Origin of the sequence: Parabacteroides sp. Y3-G-102, assembly GCF_023656845.1 — a bacterium.
In the GTDB taxonomy this organism is placed as follows: Bacteria; Bacteroidota; Bacteroidia; order Bacteroidales; family Tannerellaceae; genus Parabacteroides; species Parabacteroides distasonis.
In genome coordinates this window covers 83,372-103,083 of sequence record NZ_JAMOKU010000010.1, presented here as the reverse complement: position 1 = coordinate 103,083, position 19,712 = coordinate 83,372, and the positions used below count along the sequence as shown (strand labels likewise).

The 19,712-nt window shown below is 45.9% G+C and carries 12 protein-coding genes; 9 read left to right on the top strand and 3 right to left on the bottom strand.

Annotated features, from left to right (window positions below; all coding sequences use genetic code 11):
• Positions 1–39: 39 nt before the first annotated feature.
• Positions 40–303 (bottom strand): hypothetical protein, encoded by a 264-nt coding sequence (locus NBH16_RS06910; protein ID WP_122368708.1) that lies wholly within the window; start codon positions 301–303, stop codon positions 40–42.
• 87 nt (positions 304–390) lie between these two features.
• Here NBH16_RS06910 and NBH16_RS06905 point away from each other — a divergent pair, with 87 nt between their 5' ends.
• Both NBH16_RS06905 and NBH16_RS06900 read left to right on the top strand, forming a co-directional pair.
• Positions 391–1,167 carry an EFR1 family ferrodoxin gene (locus tag NBH16_RS06905; RefSeq protein WP_121961632.1) on the top strand — a complete coding sequence of 259 codons (777 nt, stop codon included), beginning with the start codon at positions 391–393 and terminating at the stop codon, positions 1,165–1,167.
• Between the two features lie 20 nt (positions 1,168–1,187).
• A complete protein-coding gene (locus tag NBH16_RS06900) occupies positions 1,188–2,171 on the top strand; it encodes a TlpA disulfide reductase family protein (RefSeq protein ID WP_057326369.1) in 984 nt (327 codons plus the stop codon).
• A gap of 101 nt (positions 2,172–2,272) precedes the next feature.
• On the opposite strand, the gene NBH16_RS06895 is transcribed toward NBH16_RS06900, so the two are convergent.
• Together NBH16_RS06895 and NBH16_RS06890 are read right to left on the bottom strand one after the other, a co-directional pair.
• On the bottom strand, positions 2,273–5,611 hold the full coding sequence (locus NBH16_RS06895; RefSeq protein ID WP_416338880.1) for a glycoside hydrolase family 2 TIM barrel-domain containing protein: 3,339 nt from the start codon (positions 5,609–5,611) through the stop codon (positions 2,273–2,275).
• 111 nt (positions 5,612–5,722) lie between these two features.
• Positions 5,723–6,277: a DUF3332 domain-containing protein gene (locus NBH16_RS06890; RefSeq protein ID WP_008780794.1), complete on the bottom strand. Its 555-nt coding sequence runs from the start codon at positions 6,275–6,277 to the stop codon at positions 5,723–5,725.
• 520 nt (positions 6,278–6,797) lie between these two features.
• Between NBH16_RS06890 and NBH16_RS06885 the strand changes: the two genes are divergently transcribed.
• From NBH16_RS06885 to NBH16_RS06855, 7 genes are all read left to right on the top strand, one after another.
• Positions 6,798–9,887 (top strand): SusC/RagA family TonB-linked outer membrane protein, encoded by a 3,090-nt coding sequence (locus NBH16_RS06885; protein WP_121961634.1) that lies wholly within the window; start codon positions 6,798–6,800, stop codon positions 9,885–9,887.
• A 30-nt stretch (positions 9,888–9,917) separates the two neighbouring features.
• On the top strand, positions 9,918–11,525 hold the full coding sequence (locus NBH16_RS06880) for a RagB/SusD family nutrient uptake outer membrane protein (RefSeq protein ID WP_250788275.1): 1,608 nt from the start codon (positions 9,918–9,920) through the stop codon (positions 11,523–11,525).
• Positions 11,526–11,648: 123 nt separating this feature from the next.
• Positions 11,649–12,614, top strand: a complete 966-nt coding sequence (locus NBH16_RS06875; RefSeq protein WP_005865889.1) for an alpha/beta hydrolase — start codon at positions 11,649–11,651, stop codon at positions 12,612–12,614.
• Positions 12,615–12,652: 38 nt separating this feature from the next.
• Positions 12,653–14,602: an ABC-F family ATP-binding cassette domain-containing protein gene (locus NBH16_RS06870; RefSeq protein ID WP_250788274.1), complete on the top strand. Its 1,950-nt coding sequence runs from the start codon at positions 12,653–12,655 to the stop codon at positions 14,600–14,602.
• 584 nt (positions 14,603–15,186) lie between these two features.
• Positions 15,187–16,353, top strand: a complete 1,167-nt coding sequence (nagA, locus tag NBH16_RS06865; RefSeq protein ID WP_008778038.1) for an N-acetylglucosamine-6-phosphate deacetylase — start codon at positions 15,187–15,189, stop codon at positions 16,351–16,353.
• A 12-nt stretch (positions 16,354–16,365) separates the two neighbouring features.
• A complete protein-coding gene (nagA, locus tag NBH16_RS06860) occupies positions 16,366–17,532 on the top strand; it encodes an N-acetylglucosamine-6-phosphate deacetylase (protein ID WP_057319954.1) in 1,167 nt (388 codons plus the stop codon).
• A 182-nt stretch (positions 17,533–17,714) separates the two neighbouring features.
• Complete coding sequence (locus NBH16_RS06855) at positions 17,715–19,700, top strand: glucosamine-6-phosphate deaminase (protein ID WP_250788273.1); 1,986 nt, start codon at positions 17,715–17,717, stop codon at positions 19,698–19,700.
• Positions 19,701–19,712 lie beyond the last annotated feature (12 nt).

Here is a 19,712-nt window from a genome sequence, read left to right as displayed (position 1 = left end):
TAAATGATTCTTCTGCATGTTTAGACCATTGGATTTCTTTTACCATGAAGCCAACTTTTTTTGTAGTTTTTTCTTCAGCGCTTTTTGCGTACAATAATCCCCATTGTTGAAATCTACTTCAGATTCAGCTATCTTACAAGTTAATTCAGCCTCGTCTGGTGCCCAAGGATAAAGGCCCTCCTTTTGCTTGGCAAGGCATAGACGTTTTATATAGGTCTCCACTTTCGATAATCTTTCCTCATCCATGCCTTTTATCAAGTCATAGAGATATTCTTTCCGTAAATTTAATTCCATCGTTGTCATAAGATTTGTTTTTTAGGTTTCTTAAACTAGACAAAGATAGCGTATGTATTTGGATATTATGTATTTTTGCATCTAAAAAATGAGCGCATGATATTCTACTTTACAGGGACAGGAAACTCCCGTTGGGTTGCGGAAGCGTTAGGAACGGCTTTCGATGAGCCGTTGGTTTCCATTGCCGATGCGTTGAATGAGGGTAAGGATGAGAATGTTTATCCATTGAGGGAGAGGGAGAAAGTGTTTTTTGTGTTTCCTGTCCATTCTTGGGGGCCGGCTGTATTGGTGTCCCGTTTTATTTCCCGATTGATCCTATCTGGCTATAAAGGGCAAGAGGTTTATTTCGTCTGTACTTGTGGTGATGATTGTGGATATACGGATCGGATCATGAGGAATACCTTGGCGAGACGGGGAATTACACTAACTGGAGGATTCTCTATACAAATGCCGAATAATTATATCTTAATGCCCGGCTTCGACGTGGATAGTAAGAAGGTAGAGACTGAAAAACTGGAAAAAGCACCGGAACGTGTAGACGAGATCGTAGAGGCGATCCGGCAGAAGAAAAATCCCTCTTTGTATTGTGCGGGAAGTGTCCCTCTTTTGAAGAGCTATATGGTCTATCCGTTATTTACTCACTTTGCGATAGGCAGCAACCGATTTTATGCTACGGATACCTGTATCTCTTGCGGTATCTGTGCGAAGGTTTGTCCGACCGGTACGATTTCCCTGTCGGGTGACGGAAAACCGGAATGGGCTGATACTTGCGTTCAGTGCGTTGCCTGTATTCATCGTTGTCCGGTGCGTGCGATAGAATATGGGACGATCTCGTTGAAAAAGGGACGTTATCATCACCCAGAGTTTAAGTAATCAATAAATAGAATAGAGAAATGAAGCAATTTTGTATGATGGCGCTTGCCGGCCTTTTGGTGGTTGGTTGCCAAGAAGTTCCAAAAGGATATGTTATCAATGGCGAGGTAGAGAATATGCCCGACGGTAAAATTTATTTGAAGTCATTCCGTAATAAAATGTTCTTTGACGTGGATACGGCAGAGGTAAAAGACGGGAAATTCACCTTTAAGGGTGAGGTAGATCAGCCTTTACTTTTTGGTTTGGCAACCGAGAATATGAACTATCCGGTTCAGCTCTTCTTGGAGAATACGGATATGAATGTCAAGATCGGGAATGACGGGGAGACCATCACCGTACGGAACTCGCCGGTGAATGATATCTTTCAAGAAAATGCGGAGAAGGTATTTGAGGAAGGGTATGATATTGACAGTTTGATCTCGAAATGTCCGGATTCTCCGGCGGCGGCGTTCTATCTATATCGTTATTTTACCTACCAATTATCTTTGGATGATTTGAAGGCGACTCGTGCGAAGATTTCCCCGGCATTGGCGAATAGTCCTTATGTGAAGGACTTGGACGGTATTATCAAGCAATTAGAACACGTACAGATCGGACAAGTCGCTCCGGAGTTTTCCTTGCCGGATACTGCAGGAGTTTCTGTGTCATTGTCGGACTTTAGGGGAAAATATGTGTTATTGGATTTTTGGGCCTCTTGGTGTCCCCCGTGTCGCAAGGAAAACCCTAACGTGGTAAATGCCTTCCAGCAATATAAGGATAAGAACTTTACGATCGTAGGTATATCCTTGGACAAGGATAAGGCTAAATGGCAGAAAGCGATCGCAGACGATCATCTGACTTGGACTCACGTTTCCGACTTGAAATATTGGGATTCTGAGATCCCTGCTCTTTATGGGGTACGGGGTATTCCGGCAAATGCGTTATTGGATCCGAATGGGGTGATCATCGCCAAGAATATCACTGGAGAAGACTTACAGAATACCTTGAAGGAAGTGATTAAATAAGGATACGTTACTGCAAAGCCGTTGCAGTAGTATAAACAAAGGGAGTGTATTGGATTAAGCCTAATACACTCCCTTTTTTATGGATAAGTTATGACTTTTTTTTATTTAAGCGGAATAAGGGTAAAGCCCCAGTTGTATTCCCGGTTTGCGGGTAATGTATAAGCTGGTTCCGGACGTGAACCCCAGCTATCATAACCTGCTACACCTTGTTGTTTCAAGTCGACGCAAACCTCAACGAAGTCGCAAGGCGTGATATCGTTGATATGATGCTGGCGACGTAATACGTTCTTTGCTGCGGCTTCATCATGATTCGCTACTTGCTCTGGTGTGAAATTACTCCATTGACGGGATAGGCCAGTCGCTTCCTCGTCATCGAAATCCTCTATGGAATTACGCAAAGCGTTAAATCCAATCGTATTATCCGCTTGGATCAACAAGCCTTTCTTGCCGGTACTAAGTGATACCCAACGAGTGTCGGTATGATGACCGTTTTCCTGCGGGCGTACATATGGGAAATATAATTCCTCGGCTGTAGATTTATATAAGCCGACCATACTACCGGCGTTTCTATCCAAGTAGTTCTCTGCAGGTCCTCGTCCGAAATATTCCACTTGATTCATGCTTGCCGGTAAGCGGAAGCGAACACCGATACGGGGAACATTCAATTTGGAAGCCTCTTTACGGGCGGCGTCACGTCCCGGAGTGAAAGTTGCCGTGCGAGTAGATTCCGATACCTCGGTTTGGGCGGCATCCATATCCGTGGATGTGAAACGGGCGGCCACATTTACAGCTCCGCTTGGATAGATCGTATAATTAACAATGTATAGATTTCCTGCCGGCAATAAATAGTTCACGTTAACCACGGCGTTATTGCCATCCATAGTGACGGTAGCGTCTGTCACGTTGAAGTTCTTGCTGCTTTCCTTCCATACTTGTAAGCGTTTTGGCATACCATTTCCGTAATCGTTATCGGTCGGCGCACGCCAGAAGTTCGGTTGGATACCAAAACCCTCGCTGAAATATTCCGTACCATCCACTTTATAAGAAGTAACGATTCCTGTCTTCCTGTTAAACACGAAGTTTACCTTTGAGGAGGATGCCGATAAGTTATCTCCATTGGTTGAAACCGTTAATTTAGGGCCGCTGGTCTTAAACGCCTTCTTGGTGCTTTCGATCGGTAAGCGGAATTGATCGCAAGCGATTTCGTGTCCGATAGGGATTAACGGCTCTTTTTCTACGGTCGTTACGTTGAAGTTTACGAAATATTCCGTACCTGCTTGTGGCTTTAAGTTGCCTACGGGAACCGTAAATTCCTTAGAAGCTTGCGGTTCTATGTCCAAAGAGACTTTACCGGAGCGTACAACTTTATTATTGGCTGTTACGCTATAGTGGACCATATATTTCTTTAGGTTTGTGAAATAAAAACGGTTCGTGACGCGGAATAAACCGTTCGCTAAATCGATCGCCTCAAACCCGATATTTTGATGGGCGTATTTAACCTCTGCCATAGCGGGATGCGGGGTACGATCCGGGTTTACTATACCGTTGCAAAGGAAGTTTCCGTCACTAGGGGCGTTTACTCCATAGTCACCACCATAGGTATAATATTCACGTCCATTCTTATCTTTTTCCAAGATACCTTGGTCCACCCAGTCCCAGATGAATCCGCCTTGCAGGTTCGGGTATTTATAGATAGCTTTCCATTGATCCCATAAGTTACCGGAAGAGTTTCCCATCGCATGTGAATACTCCGAAGGAGCTACCGGACGATCACTACCCTTACGCCCGATTTCCTCTAGCCATTCAGCGCTCGGGTATTGAGGTACGTACATATCCGTATTCCATTCCCAAAGGGCACGTTCGTAGTTCACCGGACGATTCATGCTATTTATTTCCTTGTCTTTCAGATATAAATAAGTTTGATAGAAGTTGTATCCGTTTCCAGCCTCGTTTCCGAGTGACCAGAAAGTAACGCTCGGATAATTCTTGTTTCGTTCGTACATATTCATCGTACGGTCCATATGCGGGATCAGCCATTCCGGATTATTACCCAAAGTGCCGCCTTTTTTCAGGCTGTAATACATACCGTGAGACTCGATATTCGCCTCATCGTAAACATACAATCCGTATTCGTCGCAGAGTTCATAGAATTTACGGTCTTGCGGATAGTGGCATAGGCGGACAGCGTTGATATTGTTTTGCTTCATCAGCTCGAAATCCTTACGCATGAGTTCCTCGGTTACGTAATGTCCGGTTTCCGGGTTATGCTCATGGATATTGACACCCTTGAACTTAACCGGTTGCCCATTGAACAATAAGACCGTATAAGGTTTTCCGTCTTCCGCTACTTGGTCAATTTGCTTCATCTCGAACCGGCGGAAACCAACGTTGAATGGAACTACCTCGATTACCTTACCCTCTTCTTTTATCGTCATCAATAATTTGTATAGATTCGGATGCTCGGCACTCCAAGGGGCTACGTTCTTTAAATCATACTCGAAAGATGCTGTTTGAGGACTTGCAGGACTTACCCATATATCATTAGCCTCGGAGGTCACAAGATTACCTTTTGCGTCCAAAAGCTCATATCCGACATTTAAATTTTTCGTTTCTTGGGTATGATTCTTTAAGTCTACCGCCAGTTTGAAGATTCCATTCGTATACGTATCGTCCAAGGTTGAGACGACATGGAAATCTTGAATACTGGCCTTGGGTTGAGACCAAAGGAATACGTCACGTTCGATACCGCTCATTCTCCAGAAATCCTGACATTCCAAATAAGAACCGGTGCTCCAACGGAATATCTTTAATGTAAGCACATTCTTTCCGGGTTGCAGGTATTTATTGATCAGGAACTCGGCGGGATTTTTGGAATCCTCGCTATAACCCACTTCTTTCCCGTTTAAATATACGTAAAGGCCGGATTTAGCTCCGCCGATGTGTAAATAAATATCCCGGTTATCCCAATTTGCGGGTATCTCGATGTCCCTGCGGTATACGCCAACCGGATTCGCTTCCGGCAATAACGGAGGTTGGGGATTTCTGGGTTTAAACTCGTAACCATGATTCGTATAAATGGCTACGCCATGTCCTTGTACTTCCCAGTTTCCGGGAACGGTTATATCATCCCATGAAGAGGTATTAACGGAAGGATCTGTGATATTTTGAGGAAGATCTTTGTAAGAGTCGACAAAGAAAAATTTCCAAGTACCGTTTAATAGGGAATAGTACGGGCTTTTCTCAAATCGAGAGGTGAGGGCGGTTTCCCGGTCCGCATAACTCATGAAGGAGCTTCTGGGTTTTTCCTTGTTTACGGCTACGACTTGAATGTCTTGCCAATAAGGTTTTACGGGTTGGGGTGAAGAACCGTCCGCATAAGCCATTCCGGAAATAAGGCAACCTAATGCTCCGGAAAGCATCATTTTTTTGATAGAGTTCATATTCATCGTATTTTATTTAGATTAGCACTGGGGAATTGAAAATTGAGAATTGAGAATTGAAAATTAGAAGTGACTCTACGTAATTTTCAATTCTCAATTCTCAATTTTCAATTATTTAGCTGCATAGTAAGAATATCCGTTAGCTACTTGCTGGAATGCTAAAACCCCAGATTGGCTTAACTCGACATTCATTTCTTTTCCGTCCGGTAGGTACATGACAACTTCGTCATTGCCATTGAATTTTAACAATTTTGTGCTTTCACCGTCAGCCTCTACATTCCAGCTTTGGTCAGCCTCGTTGAAAACTAAGTCAACCGCTTTCTCGTCGCCTTCCTTTTGGATATGGTATCCGTCAACTTTTGTTTCTACGGTATAAACGCCGTCTTTACCATCGATTGTTTTAACGTTACCTACATCTGCTACAGGATTACTTCCGCTCCAAAATTCGATAGAGTTGATCACAAGGACATCAGCCAAAGCGGAAATCTCGTAAACCGGGACAATCCAGAAAGCAATGAACACTAGCTCATTAACAAACTTACTGTCGATGCTTCTATTCCACGTTAAAAGTTTGTTTGTTAAACCAAAAGATCCTATACAGGACGAAAATAGGATACTACTTGCCACCGTAGTCGCTAGTAATAAAGTTAAGCTTTTCTTTTTCATAATTTAATAATTAGTTATTACAAGGGACGAAGATAACAACTTTTTCATGATAAATAGTGGTTATAAAGGAATAAATGGAATAAGTGCCTTAATATTAATCAAGCTTCTATTAAGTACGTAGTTCTGGCGGAACTCCGTTTATTACTAATATACACTAACTTCATGTTTGAATTTCAAACCATATACCTCTTTGATGTCCATAGCTCCATACTAAAAAAGATTATGGTTGGAAAGATTGTTTGTTAAATATTTTAATAACTAGGTGGTGTTGTTTTAGATTCGTATGCGAAAAATTAGTCTTTTTTGTTTTATAATTAAAAATAGTGCTATATTTGCTGCGTCTAATGATTATAAGTTCCGCCAGAACGATGAAGAAGCGCTTTCATGGTAGTTAACCGAGGATTTATAATTATACATTTAATGATTTAGAAGAGTGAATATTATAAGAAACGAGATCTAAAATAGTATGCCTTAAGTCTTATAATAGTAACAGCTATTTAATAAACAAAAAACGATTCTTATGTTGAAAATTGTAAGACCTGTCAGTTTTGTTCTATTGTCTGCAGCGTTTTGTTCCGGGGGTGTGGTTCATGCTTCTGATCGTGCGGCGATAACTCCGAGGGTAGGTATTTCCCAGCAAGAAGGTAGTTTGAAGGGAACGGTTAGTGACAGTTTTGGCCCTGTGGCTGGAGCGTCAATAGTTGTAAAAGGTACTACGAATGGTACTGTAACCGACATGAATGGTAATTTCGTGTTGGATGTGAAGAAAGGGGATGTGATCCAAGTATCCTTTATCGGTTATCTAACTCAAGAATTCAAATATAATGGAGAGCCTTCCATCAATGTGTCCTTGCAGGAAGATACCCAGAAATTAGATGAGGTGATCGTTGTCGGTTATGGTACGCAACAGAAGGCGAACCTGTCGGGAGCGGTAGCCCAATTGGATAGCAAGGAGTTGACAAGCCGTCCTATCTCCAACGTGTCTTCCGGTCTTCAAGGTATGATGCCGGGTGTAACCGTTACCTCGGGTCAAGGCCGTCCGGGACAGGATGGTAGTACGATCCGTATCCGTGGTGTCGGTACTTTGAACTCTGCCAGCCCATATATCTTGATCGATGGTATCGAGAGTGGCTCCATGAATGATATCGATCCGAATGATATTGAGAGTATTTCTGTATTGAAAGACGCTTCTTCCGCCGCTATTTACGGTTCGAAGGCTTCTAATGGTGTTATCTTGATCACGACAAAACGTGGTAAGACGGGTGCTCCTCGTATTTCTTATAACGGATATGTGGGTGCCTCGAAAGCTACTTCCATGATTGATCGTGTCAGCTCAGCCGATTACGCACGTTTGTGGAATCGTTTCGAGCCGGGACGTTATAGTGACGAGGACATCCGGATGTTTGAGGATGGCTCTGATCCTTACGGACATCCTAATACGGACTGGAATGATGAGGCTTATCGGACAGGTTTGTTGCATAAGCACAATGTTAGTATTACAGGAGGTGCGGAGAACGTGAAGTATATGGCTTCGGCCGGATATTTAGGGCAGACGGGTATCCTTCCTAACTCAGATCGTAAACAGTTTAACGGACGTACGAATCTGGATATGCAGTTGACGAAGAAACTGGCTGTTCGGATGAACATGTCTTTTATCAAGAATGACTTCTCGGATCCGAATGCTAGCTATTATGGTGGTTCTTCCGACCAGATTATCCGTCAATTGAATATTATTAGCCCGATGATCCCTGTCAAGGATAAGGATGGCAAATACGGACAAACTAACGATGGTAACCCTATCGCATGGTTGGATTCCGGGCAGACGGTGGATAATTGTAACCAGAATTTTACGGGGGCACTTTCTGTTGATTATGATATTATTGATGGGCTGAAGGCTACTGTGACGGGTGCCTACGTGAACGAGGACCAACGTCATACGGAGCGAGTCCTGAGCATACCGGATGATCCGGCATCTGCGTCTCGTACCACTTCCTTGGTTGAACGTTTCGTGAATTGGAAACGTTATAATTTCGATGCTTTGCTGAATTACAGCAAGAACTTTGGTCAGCATGGCTTGAAAGTGATGGTAGGTTATCATGCGGAGAAGTATGAGGTTAGCAAGAATCAGATGCAGAGGAATAATTTCCCGAGTAATAGCCTGAATGATATGGATGCCGGTGGGGCTTCTACACAAACAAATGATGGTTTGAGCCGAGAGCTTGCCATGCTTTCCTATTTTGGGCGTATTAATTATGATTTTGCGGGAAAATATTTATTAGAGGCAAACTTCCGTGCGGATGCTTCCTCTCGTTTTGCTCCGGGACATCGTTGGGGATATTTCCCTTCTTTCTCCGGTGCTTGGCGTATCAGCGAGGAGGAGTTTATGGAAAGTACGCATGATTGGTTGAGCAGTTTGAAGATTCGTGCTTCTTGGGGTATGTTAGGTAATCAAGACGCCTTGAATAAATCGAACCCTTGGGAGAACCAATATTATCCTTGGATGCAGACTTATAATTTGGATGGTAATTATCCTATAGGAGGCAACTTGACGACGGGATATTATCAGAAAGCCTATCGTATCGAGGATTTGTCATGGGAGAAATCTACGACTTGGGGTATTGGCTTGGATGCGGTTATTAATCATGTGACTTTCACGTTTGATTACTATGATCGCAAGACTACGGATATCATCATGGAGGTACCGGTCCCGACAGAGTTTGGCTTGGATCCTTATTTCGACAACGTGGGTTCTATGCGTAACCGAGGTGTCGAGGTACAGCTAGGTTATAACAATAAGTGGAATGACTGGTCATTGAATGTGATGGGAAATATGGCCTATAATAAGAACAAGATCGAGGATTTAGGAGGTGTAGACCGTATGACAAATCCTGATGACGGTGATTTGTGGCGTTTTGTTGGAAAGCCAATCGATTCTTACTATGTATATAAGGCTGATGGCTTTTTCCAATCTGACGCGGAGGCACAGCAATGGATGGATACCTATAAAGGAAAAGACGGCTACCCGTTCGGACAGGATTTCCAAGCCGGTGATTTACGTTATGTAGATACGAATGGAGATGGAAAGCTGGATGCGGATGACCGTGTATTGTCTAAGACTATCAATCCAGTTGTTACATTTGGTTTGAACTTGAATGTAGGCTATAAAGCATTTGACTTGACTTTGAACTTCACCGGTGCGGCTAATGTAGGCCGTGCGTTTACGAAAGAAGCGTTTGGTGAGTTCTCGGGTAGTGCCGGACATCCTTCTACTGCATGGCTGGATAGCTGGACACCGGAAAATACCAATGCAAGTATGCCGCGTGTAGCGGAGTCTAGAAAATCTCCGAGTGAGGCTTCTAACGTGATGTCTGATTTCTGGGTAATTAATACCAGTTACCTGCGTCTGAAGACATTGCAATTGGGATATACGCTTCCAAAGAGTGTGCTGAACGCTATCGGTTTGTCGAATGTACGTGTTTATTATTCTGCGGAGAATTTGTTTACGATAGATTCTATGCCATTGAACGTAGACCCGGAGACTGTTAGTTCCCGTTTGTCTAGCTACCCATTAGTGATGACAAATTCTTTTGGCGTAAATGTGACATTCTAATTAGTTAAGACCATTTAAATAGAAGATTTTATGAAACGATTATCAATATATATGTTGGCGGCTGGTATGGCTGCGTTATCTACTTCGTGTTCGGATTTTCTGGATACGGTGCCTAAGGATCAGTTGGCTCCCTCTACCACATGGCAGACAGAGGCGGATGCGAAGGGCTTCATAGTAGGCTGTTATAAGGATTTGCTAGATGGAAATACGTTGCTTTATCTGGATTGTGGCTCAGATATAGGCTATAATAATTTCCCTTGGGAAGGATTCCGCCCGTGGGGGGATGGGTCATTGTCTAGTTCTAATCCTGGGCAGATCCTTTATGATTACAAGTCGATTCGTAAGGCGAATACATTCTTGGAGAATGTAGACAAGGTGACGTTTTCTAGTGACGCTGTAAAAGCTAATTATGTGGCTCAAGCTAAAGCGATCCGTGCTTATAAGTATTTCTTGATGAATTGGTGGTATGGTGGTGTGCCTATTATTAGTTCTTATTCAAGTGCGGACGAGGCTAAAGTGGAACGCAATACGGAACAAGAGGTACGCGATTATATAGCTAAGGATTTAGACGAGGCCTTAGCTGGGATCGCGGAGGCTCCGGAGGCTCGTGGCTATATCGCTAAAGGTGCTGTTTTAGCTATCAAGATGCGTGAGGCTTTGTATTATGGTGATTGGCAAAAGGCAAAAGACGCAGCTAAGGCAATCATTGATTTGAAGCAGTATGAGTTGGATCCGGATTATACGAATCTTTTTAAGGCATCGGGAGTGGATTCTAAAGAGATAATCCTAGCGGATCAGAATATTGAGACGTTGGACGGATTGGGAACCATCGGGCAAATGTACAATAATGTAGACCAAGGCTGGTCTTCTATCGTCCCGACCCAGAATTTGGTGGATATGTATGAAATGTCTGATGGATTGACGAAAGAAGAGTCGAAGACTTATGACGCAAAGCATCCGTTCGCGAATCGTGACCCTCGTATGGCCATGACCATTTTATATCCGGGACGTGACTGGAGAGGTGATGTCTTGAATACTTTGGACGAGAAACTTCAAGATGGTACTGTCAACAAGAACTTCCCGACTTATACAGATAATGCTTCCAAGAGTGCTTTGACTTGGGCGAAATACTTGGATCCGATGGATCAATATGGAGATGTTTGGAGCTCGGGAGCTTGTCCGATCGTATTCCGTTATGCGGAGGTTCTATTGACGTATGCGGAGGCTGCGAATGAGTTGAGCGGTCCTTCTGATGAGATCTATGGTTATTTGAATCAGATCCGTCAGCGTGTAGGAATGCGGGAAGTGGATAAGGCTAAATATGGGACGAAGGAGAAACTTCGTGAATTGATCCGTCGTGAGCGTACGGTAGAGTTGGCCGGCGAAGGCTTGCGTCGTGCGGACATCGTCCGTTGGCAGGAAGATGGAAAGATGCTTGCCGAGAAAGTCCTGAATGGTGATTTGTTACGTGTTACAGGAACGATTAATTATGGGGAGTCTGAGCCTACTAAACGTGCGGAAATCACGGGTACGGCTGTTATTGAGACTCGTCAGTTCTCTTCTCGTAACCGTTACTTGCCGATTCCTCAAACAAGCATGGATAAGAATCCAAACTTGAAACAGAATCCGGGGTATTAGTTTCCTATGAGATGTTAGATAAAAAGGGGGGGAAGGCCGAGAGGTTCTCCCCTTTTTTAGTTACATTTGGCGAATATTGAGATTGTATGTCTCATGTGCTTAAGTATATAAATTGATTCCGTTATGAAAAAGAAACTGATAGTTTTTGCCTGCTTTCTTCTCGTATCCTTGTCTTGTTTGCCGCAGTTGCCTGTACGGTTGAACGAGCGTTCGGTGGTGCTAAATACGTCTACCGGGGCATTAAAAGGGAAGATGGTAACTCCCAATCAGGAGTCCGGTTATCCTGTGGTATTGATTATACCCGGTTCCGGCCCTACGGATATGGATGGGAACTCCGCCGCCTTGCCGGGTAAGAATAACTCCCTTAAATACTTGGCGGAAGGGCTAGCGGGAAAAGGTATCGCTTCCTTGCGGTATGATAAACGGGGTATCGCCTCCAGCGCCTCAGCGGGAAAGGATGAGTATTCCATGCGTTTCGAGGACGGGATCAAGGACGCACGAGGCTGGATCGATTATTTGAGCCGGGATAAACGTATTTCCGGAATCTATGTGTTGGGGCATAGCGAGGGAGCGTTAGTCGGTATGGCGGCTTCGGTGGATAACCCGAAAGTGAAAGGATACATTTCGGTGGCAGGTGCGGGGCGTCCAGCCTATGAGATCGTGGAGGAGCAAATGGCGGGTCAGCCGGAAGTGATCCGGGACATGGTAAAGTCGATAAATGCGTCCTTGAAGGAAGGGAAGCTCGTACCGGACGTGCCGATCGGCTTACAATCCTTGTTCCGTTCGTCGGTACAGCCTTATATGATCTCATGGTATACGTATAATCCGCAAGAAATCATCAAAAAATTAAAAGTGCCGGTGTTGATTTTACAAGGGGATAAGGATATGCAAGTATCCGTAAAAGATGCCGAACTATTGAAGCAAGCCCAGCCTTCGGCGGATTATCATTTGATTGGAAATATGAACCATCTGATGAAGACCTGCGATACGATGGACCAGCAGAGGCAAATGGCTACCTATACCGATCCCGCCCTTCCGTTGCATAAGGATGTGCTGATATTAATTGAAAAGTTTGTGAGTAAACCTTGAACTGTTGTATCTTTGCGGTCATAAATTAAAGAGACAGTATGATTTCGGTTGAAGGACTAACAGTTGAGTTTGGCGGTTTTACGCTTTTTGATGACATTTCATTTGTAGTAAACAAGAAGGATCGTATAGCCTTGGTAGGTAAGAACGGTGCGGGTAAATCGACGATGTTGAAGATATTCGCCGGTTTGCAATCACCCACTTCCGGAACTGTTAGCGTACCGAAAGATGTTACTATCGGGTATTTGCCCCAGCACATGCAATTAGTTGATACCCGTACGGTGCGGGAGGAGGCGGAATGCGCTTTCGAGCATATCCATGAGATGGAGGAGGAGATCAACCGCTTGAATACCCAATTGGCGGAGCGTACGGATTATGACTCCGAGAGCTATCAAAAGCTGATCGATCGTGTCACGTACCTATCCGAGCATTTCCAGATGATGGGAGGAAACAACTACCATGCGGAGTTGGAGCGTACATTGGTCGGATTAGGCTTTAGCCGTAGCGATTTCGACCGCCCGACGTCTGAGTTCAGTGGAGGCTGGCGTATGCGTATCGAGCTGGCAAAGCTTTTACTCCGGCAACCGGACGTGTTGTTGCTGGACGAGCCGACGAATCATCTGGATATAGAATCCATCCAATGGCTGGAGAACTTTATCGCTACCCGTGCCAACGCCGTGATCTTAGTATCGCACGACCGTGCCTTTATTGATAATACGACTTTCCGCACCTTGGAGATCGAATTAGGCAAGGTCTACGATTATAAAGTGAAATATTCGGAGTACGTCGTACTTCGCCAAGAACGCCGTGAGCAGCAACAGCGCGCTTATGAGAACCAACAAAAGAAATTGGCCGATACCGAGGCGTTTATCGAGCGTTTTCGTTATAAAGCCACGAAGTCCGTACAAGTACAATCCCGCATCAAGCAATTGGAGAAAGTGGAACGTATCGAGGTAGACGATGTGGATACAGCCATGCTGCGGCTGAAATTCCCGCCTGCTCCCCGTTCCGGCTCCTATCCGGTGATTTGTGAGGAGGTGGCGAAGCGTTATGGCGATCATCTGATCTTCGACCATGTGACCTTGACGATCAACCGGGGTGATAAAGTCGCTTTCGTCGGAAAGAACGGTGAGGGTAAATCTACCTTGGTGAAATGTATCATGGGAGAGATTACCGATTTCACCGGAAAGCTCCAGTTGGGTCATAACGTGAAGATCGGTTACTTCGCCCAGAACCAAGCGCAACTATTGAACGAGAATCTTACCGTTTTCGATACGATCGATTACGTAGCGCAAGGAGATATCCGTTTGAAGATACGGGATATCCTAGGCGCTTTCATGTTTGGTGGCGAGGCTTCCGATAAGAAGGTGAAAGTCCTGTCGGGTGGCGAGCGTACCCGTTTGGCGATGATCCGCTTGTTATTGGAGCCGGTCAACCTGCTGATTCTCGATGAGCCGACAAACCACTTGGATATGCGTTCGAAAGACGTGCTGAAAGACGCCTTGAGGGAGTTCGACGGCACGGTGATTCTGGTTTCCCACGACCGTGAGTTCTTGGATGGCCTAGTCGATAAGGTCTATGAGTTCGGTAACCAGAAAGTCGTCGAGCACTTAGGCGGCATCTATAATTTCTTGGAGCATAAGAAAATGGATAGCTTGCGTGAATTGGAACGTTCTACCGGGACGAGCACTTCCACATCCGGTACCGGTGAGGCTCAGGTATCTCAAAACAAGCTCTCCTATGAGGCAAGGAAGGAACTGAGTAAAGCGATTAAGAAAGCGGAGAAAGCAGTTGCCGAGGCCGAGGCCCGTATCTCGGAGCTTGAGAATGGCATTGCCGTTATCGAGGCGAAGCTGGCTACGCCGGAAGGTGCCTCCGACGCTTCTCTCTACGGTGAATATTCTGCCCTAAAAAAAGAACTTTCCGATGCGATGGATTTATGGACCGAACGGACAATGGAGTTGGAAGAGCTGAATACGCAGGATTCATGAAAAGGCTGCTAGTCAGTGAAAGGCTGCTTATCTGATCTTTTTGATCCAAATACTCCTGTTTTCGTGACAAGCGCTTGTTATTGATGACGCAAAATAGCGGAAGGGAGAGTACGAGAGCTGGCTTTTAAAGGGGAGAATATCCCTTTTCTCATGCGTGATAGGCTGCGTTGGGCTACGCCAGTACTGCCATCGGCCGATGCGTATGCCGCCGTTGGGCATCGTGACTACTCAAGAATAGGGTTATGACTACTCGTGAATAGGCATTCTTACCCTGCTAGAACCCTATTGTAACCCTATAAATGATACCAATCTTTCCCTTTGATATGAATTAGGATGAATTGATTTCGCTAGAATAAAAGGCTCTTTTTGGGTATAGAGTTGGCTATTAGTTGTTTGCTGAAATTTTCTTTCGGATTTGGAGGCGAGCAGTACTTAGGCCCGGAATATTCGGTTCTCCGGAGGTTCGGATTACAAAGTGTCATTTTGATTATTCCTTGAAAATAACCTTTAATAGCTTACTCGTTTTAAAAAGAAAGTCCTTAACTTTGCTATCCAAAAAAACGCGAAAGCTTAAAACTCATATCATGTTAACTCAGATCATTAATGGAAAGATTCTTACCCCGCAGGGCTGGCTGAAAGACGGCTCGGTACTGATAAGCGACAGTAAGATTTTAGAAGTAACAAACTGCGACTTAGCGGTAGTAGGGGCAACCTTGATAGACGCCAAAGGTATGTATATCGTCCCCGGGGGTGTGGAAATTCACGTGCACGGAGGTGGAGGCCGTGATTTTATGGAAGGTACCGAGGAAGCTTTCCGTGCGGCGGTAGCCACGCACATGAAACACGGTACGACCAGTATCTTCCCCACCTTATCCTCTTCTACCATCCCGATGATCCGTGCCGCCGCCGAGACCACCGAGAAACTGATGGCCGAGAAAGATAGCCCGGTTCTGGGGCTTCACTTAGAAGGACATTATTTCAATATGAAAATGGCTGGTGGACAAATCCCTGAGAATATCAAGAATCCCGATCCCGAGGAATATATCCCTCTGTTGGAGGAAACGCATTGCATCAAGCGCTGGGACGCCGCTCCGGAACTTCCGGGAGCGATGCAGTTCGGTAAATATATCACCTCGAAAGGCGTACTCGCCTCGGTAGGGCATACCCAAGCCGAGTTTGAGGATATCTTGACCGCTTATGAGGTAGGTTATACCCACGCCACCCATTTCTATAACGCCATGCCGGGCTTCCATAAACGCCGCGAGTATAAGTATGAGGGAACGGTGGAAAGCATCTATCTGCTCGATGATATGACCGTCGAGGTCGTTGCGGATGGTATCCATGTGCCGCCTACGATCCTTCGTCTGGTCTATAAGATAAAAGGTGTGGAACGCACTTGTCTGATCACGGATGCCTTGGCTTGCGCCGCCAGTGATAGCCAAGTCGCTTTCGATCCCCGTGTCATCATCGAGGATGGCGTGTGTAAGTTGGCCGACCGCTCGGCCTTGGCGGGTAGTGTCGCCACGATGGACCGCTTGATCCGTACGATGGTGCAAAAGGCCGAGATTCCCTTGGAGGATGCCGTGCGTATGGCCTCGGAGACTCCCGCCCGTATCATGGGCGTATCCGATCGCAAGGGAACCTTGCAGCGGGGCAAAGACGCCGATATCGTCTTGTTGGACCGTGACTTGAATGTCCGTGCGGTTTGGGCGATGGGTAAGTTGGTTGAAGGTACGAATAAACTATTCTAAACAAGAACGATTATGTTGACACAGATTATAAATGGCCATATCCTTACGCCGCAAGGATGGATGAAGGATGGTTCCGTATTGATTAGCGACGGGAAGATCTTAGAGGTTACAAATAGCGATTTAGCGGTGATTGGCGCCAAGGTGGTGGACGCGAAAGGAATGTCTATCGTCCCCGGTTTCGTGGCGATGAATATCCATGGCGGTGGGGGCTTCGACTTCTCCGAATGTACGGAAGAGGCTTTCCACGGTGCGGTAGCTGCCCATCAGAAGCATGGGGCCACGACGATATTCCCTACCGTGCTGGCTCCGGAAATCGGGGTGATCGATAAGGCGGTGGCCGTATGCGAGGAGATGATGAGGAAAAAAGACGGCCCTATCTTGGGATTGCATATCGAGGGACCGTATCTGAATCCGAAGATGGCGGCGAGCCTGTTTATCGATAAGGAGAATTCCGCCGACCCGAAAGAGTATAAAGAGATATTGGAACGCACGGATTGCATCAAGCGTTGGGATTCCAGCCCGGAGATACCGGGTGCGCTTGAGTTCGCCCAATACTTGAAGTCGAGGGGAATCCTATCCGCTATCTCGCATACGGAAGCGGAGTTTGATGATATTAAGACCGCTTACAATGCCGGTTTCACGCATGCGGCTCATTTCTATAACGCCATGCCTGGTTTCCATAAGCGTCGTGAATATAAGTACGAGGGAACGGTGGAAAGTGTTTTCTTGATGGACGATATGACGGTAGAGGTGATTGCTGACGGGCGTCATTTACCCTCTACGATCCTCCGATTGGTCTATAAGTTGAAAGGAGTGGAACGTACTTGCTTGGTTACGGACGCTCTCTCATGCGCAGCCAACGAGGGTAAGCCGTTATCCGATCCCCGCATTATCATTGAGGATGGCGTATGCAAGTTGGCGGATCATTCTTCATTGGTGGGAAGTATCGCCACGATGGACGTACTGGTACGTACGATGGTGCAGAAGGCTGACATTCCTTTGGCCGATGCAGTCCGTATGGCTTCCGAGACTCCGGCCCGCCTGATGGGGGTAAGCGATCGCACCGGAACCTTGCAAAGAGGGAAGGATGCGGATATCGTGATCTTGGATCGTAAGTTGAACGTGCGTGCGGTATGGAGCATGGGAAACTTAGTTCCGGAGACAAATACATTGGTCTAAACACGTTAATAATAAAGAGAGGGGCTGTCTTGGCTGGCCGGGACGGTCCTTTTTTATTTTTAGGCGATATAGATCAAACCTTTCGGCTAATAAATTTGTTCTATCAACGTATGGCGAAATCAGTACTTATTTCATATATTTGTGATTCAAGTAAGATTGTAATACTAAATCAATAATTAAACATGAAAACGAACCTTAGTTCTCAAATTACTCTGACGCGTATACCGTTGCGGTATTATCGCCCGGAAAATGCTTTCGAGCATTCAGTTTTAACCCGTTTGGAAAAGATTCCGACAAACATTTATGAATCGGCCGAGGAAGGTTCTTTCGCTATCGCTAAAGAGATAGCAACACAAATCCGTAAAAAACAAGATATTGGTAAGCCCTTCGTGATCGCTTTACCCGGCGGACGTTCTCCGCTAAGCGTTTACAAGGAGTTGATCCGTATGCATAAAGAGGAGAAATTAAGTTTCCGCAACGTGATTGCTTTCGTGGAATATGAGTTCTATCCATTGGCTAATCCCAGCGCCGGAAATCTGGCTCGCCTAAAAGAGGAGTTATTCGATCAGGTCGATATCGATCCTGCGAATATCTATTGCCCGGACGGAAGCATGCCGAAAGACGCTATCCTAGATTTCTGTCGCCAGTATGAGGAGACGATCCAATCCGTGGGAGGTATCGATTGCATGTTGCTAGGTATCGGTAACTCCAGCAATATCATGTTCAACGTGGGTGGAACGACGATCAGCTCGCATACCCGTATGGTCTTGTTGGAAGGCGTTTCCCGCAAGGAGGCTGCCCGTACGTTCCCTTCGCAGGAGAATGTCCCGGCAGGTATCATCACGATGGGTATCTCTACGATGATGAACGCCCGCAGCGTGATCTTGATGGCTTGGGGCGAGGATAAGGCTAGCATTGTCGCTAAGACCGTTGAGGGCAAGGTTAGCGATGCCGTTCCTTCCAGCTATTTGCAGAATCATCCGAACGCCAAGGTCGTGATCGATCTTTCAGCCGCTTACGACTTGACTCGTATCAGCCATCCTTGGTTGGTGACTAGCTGCGAGTGGGATAATAAGTTGATCCGCCGTGCGATCGTTTGGTTGTGTCAGTTGACGGACAAACCGATCTTGAAATTGACAAACAAGGATTATAGCGAGCACGGATTGGGTGAGTTGTTAGCCCTGTATGGTTCGGCGTATAATGTAAATATCAAGATATTCAATGATATCCAGCATACGATTACCGGATGGCCGGGTGGCAAGCCGAACGCCGACGATTCCAATCGTCCGGAGCGTGCTAACCCGTATCCGAAGAAAGTGATCGTATTCAGTCCGCACCCGGATGATGACGTGATCTCCATGGGCGGTACCTTGCGCCGTTTGTGCGACCAACATCATGATGTGCATGTGGCTTACGAGACTTCCGGTAATATTGCCGTAGGCGACGAGGAGGTAATCCGTTATTGCGAGTATTTGCGTGATGTATGTGAGAAATACTCTCCCGACTCGGCCGTGAAGGATAAAGCGAACGAGATCATCAACTACCTGCGTTACGAGAAGGTGGAGAACGGCGAGCCGGAGAGAAAGGATGTCCTCTTTATGAAAGGAACGATCCGTCGTGAGGAAGCCCGTCACGGTTGCCGCTACTCGGGCGTGAAGGACGATCATGTTCATTTCTTGGATCTTCCGTTCTACGAGACCGGATTAGTGAAAAAGAATGATTTGAGTGAGGCCGACAAGGATATCGTAAAGGCGCTGTTGCTCGAGATCAAGCCGGATCAAATGTTTGTCGCCGGTGACTTGGCTGACCCGCACGGAACTCACAAGGTTTGTCTGGATGCCGTACTGGCCGCTATCGACGAGGTGAAAGACGAGGAATGGATGAAGAACTGCCGTGTATGGATGTATCGCGGCGCATGGGCAGAATGGGAAATGGACCATATCGAGATGGCCGTACCTATCAGTCCGGAGGAGTTGCGCTTCAAACGTAACGCTATCTTGAAGCATCAATCGCAGGCCGAGAGCGCTCCGTATCTAGGTGACGACGAGCGTTTGTTCTGGCAGCGTGCCGAAGATCGCAACCGTGCTACTGCGGAGTTGTATCGTCAATTAGGTTTGGCTTCTTATGAGGCGATCGAGGCGTTTGTACAATATATCCCGTTGAGATAATATCTAGCGATA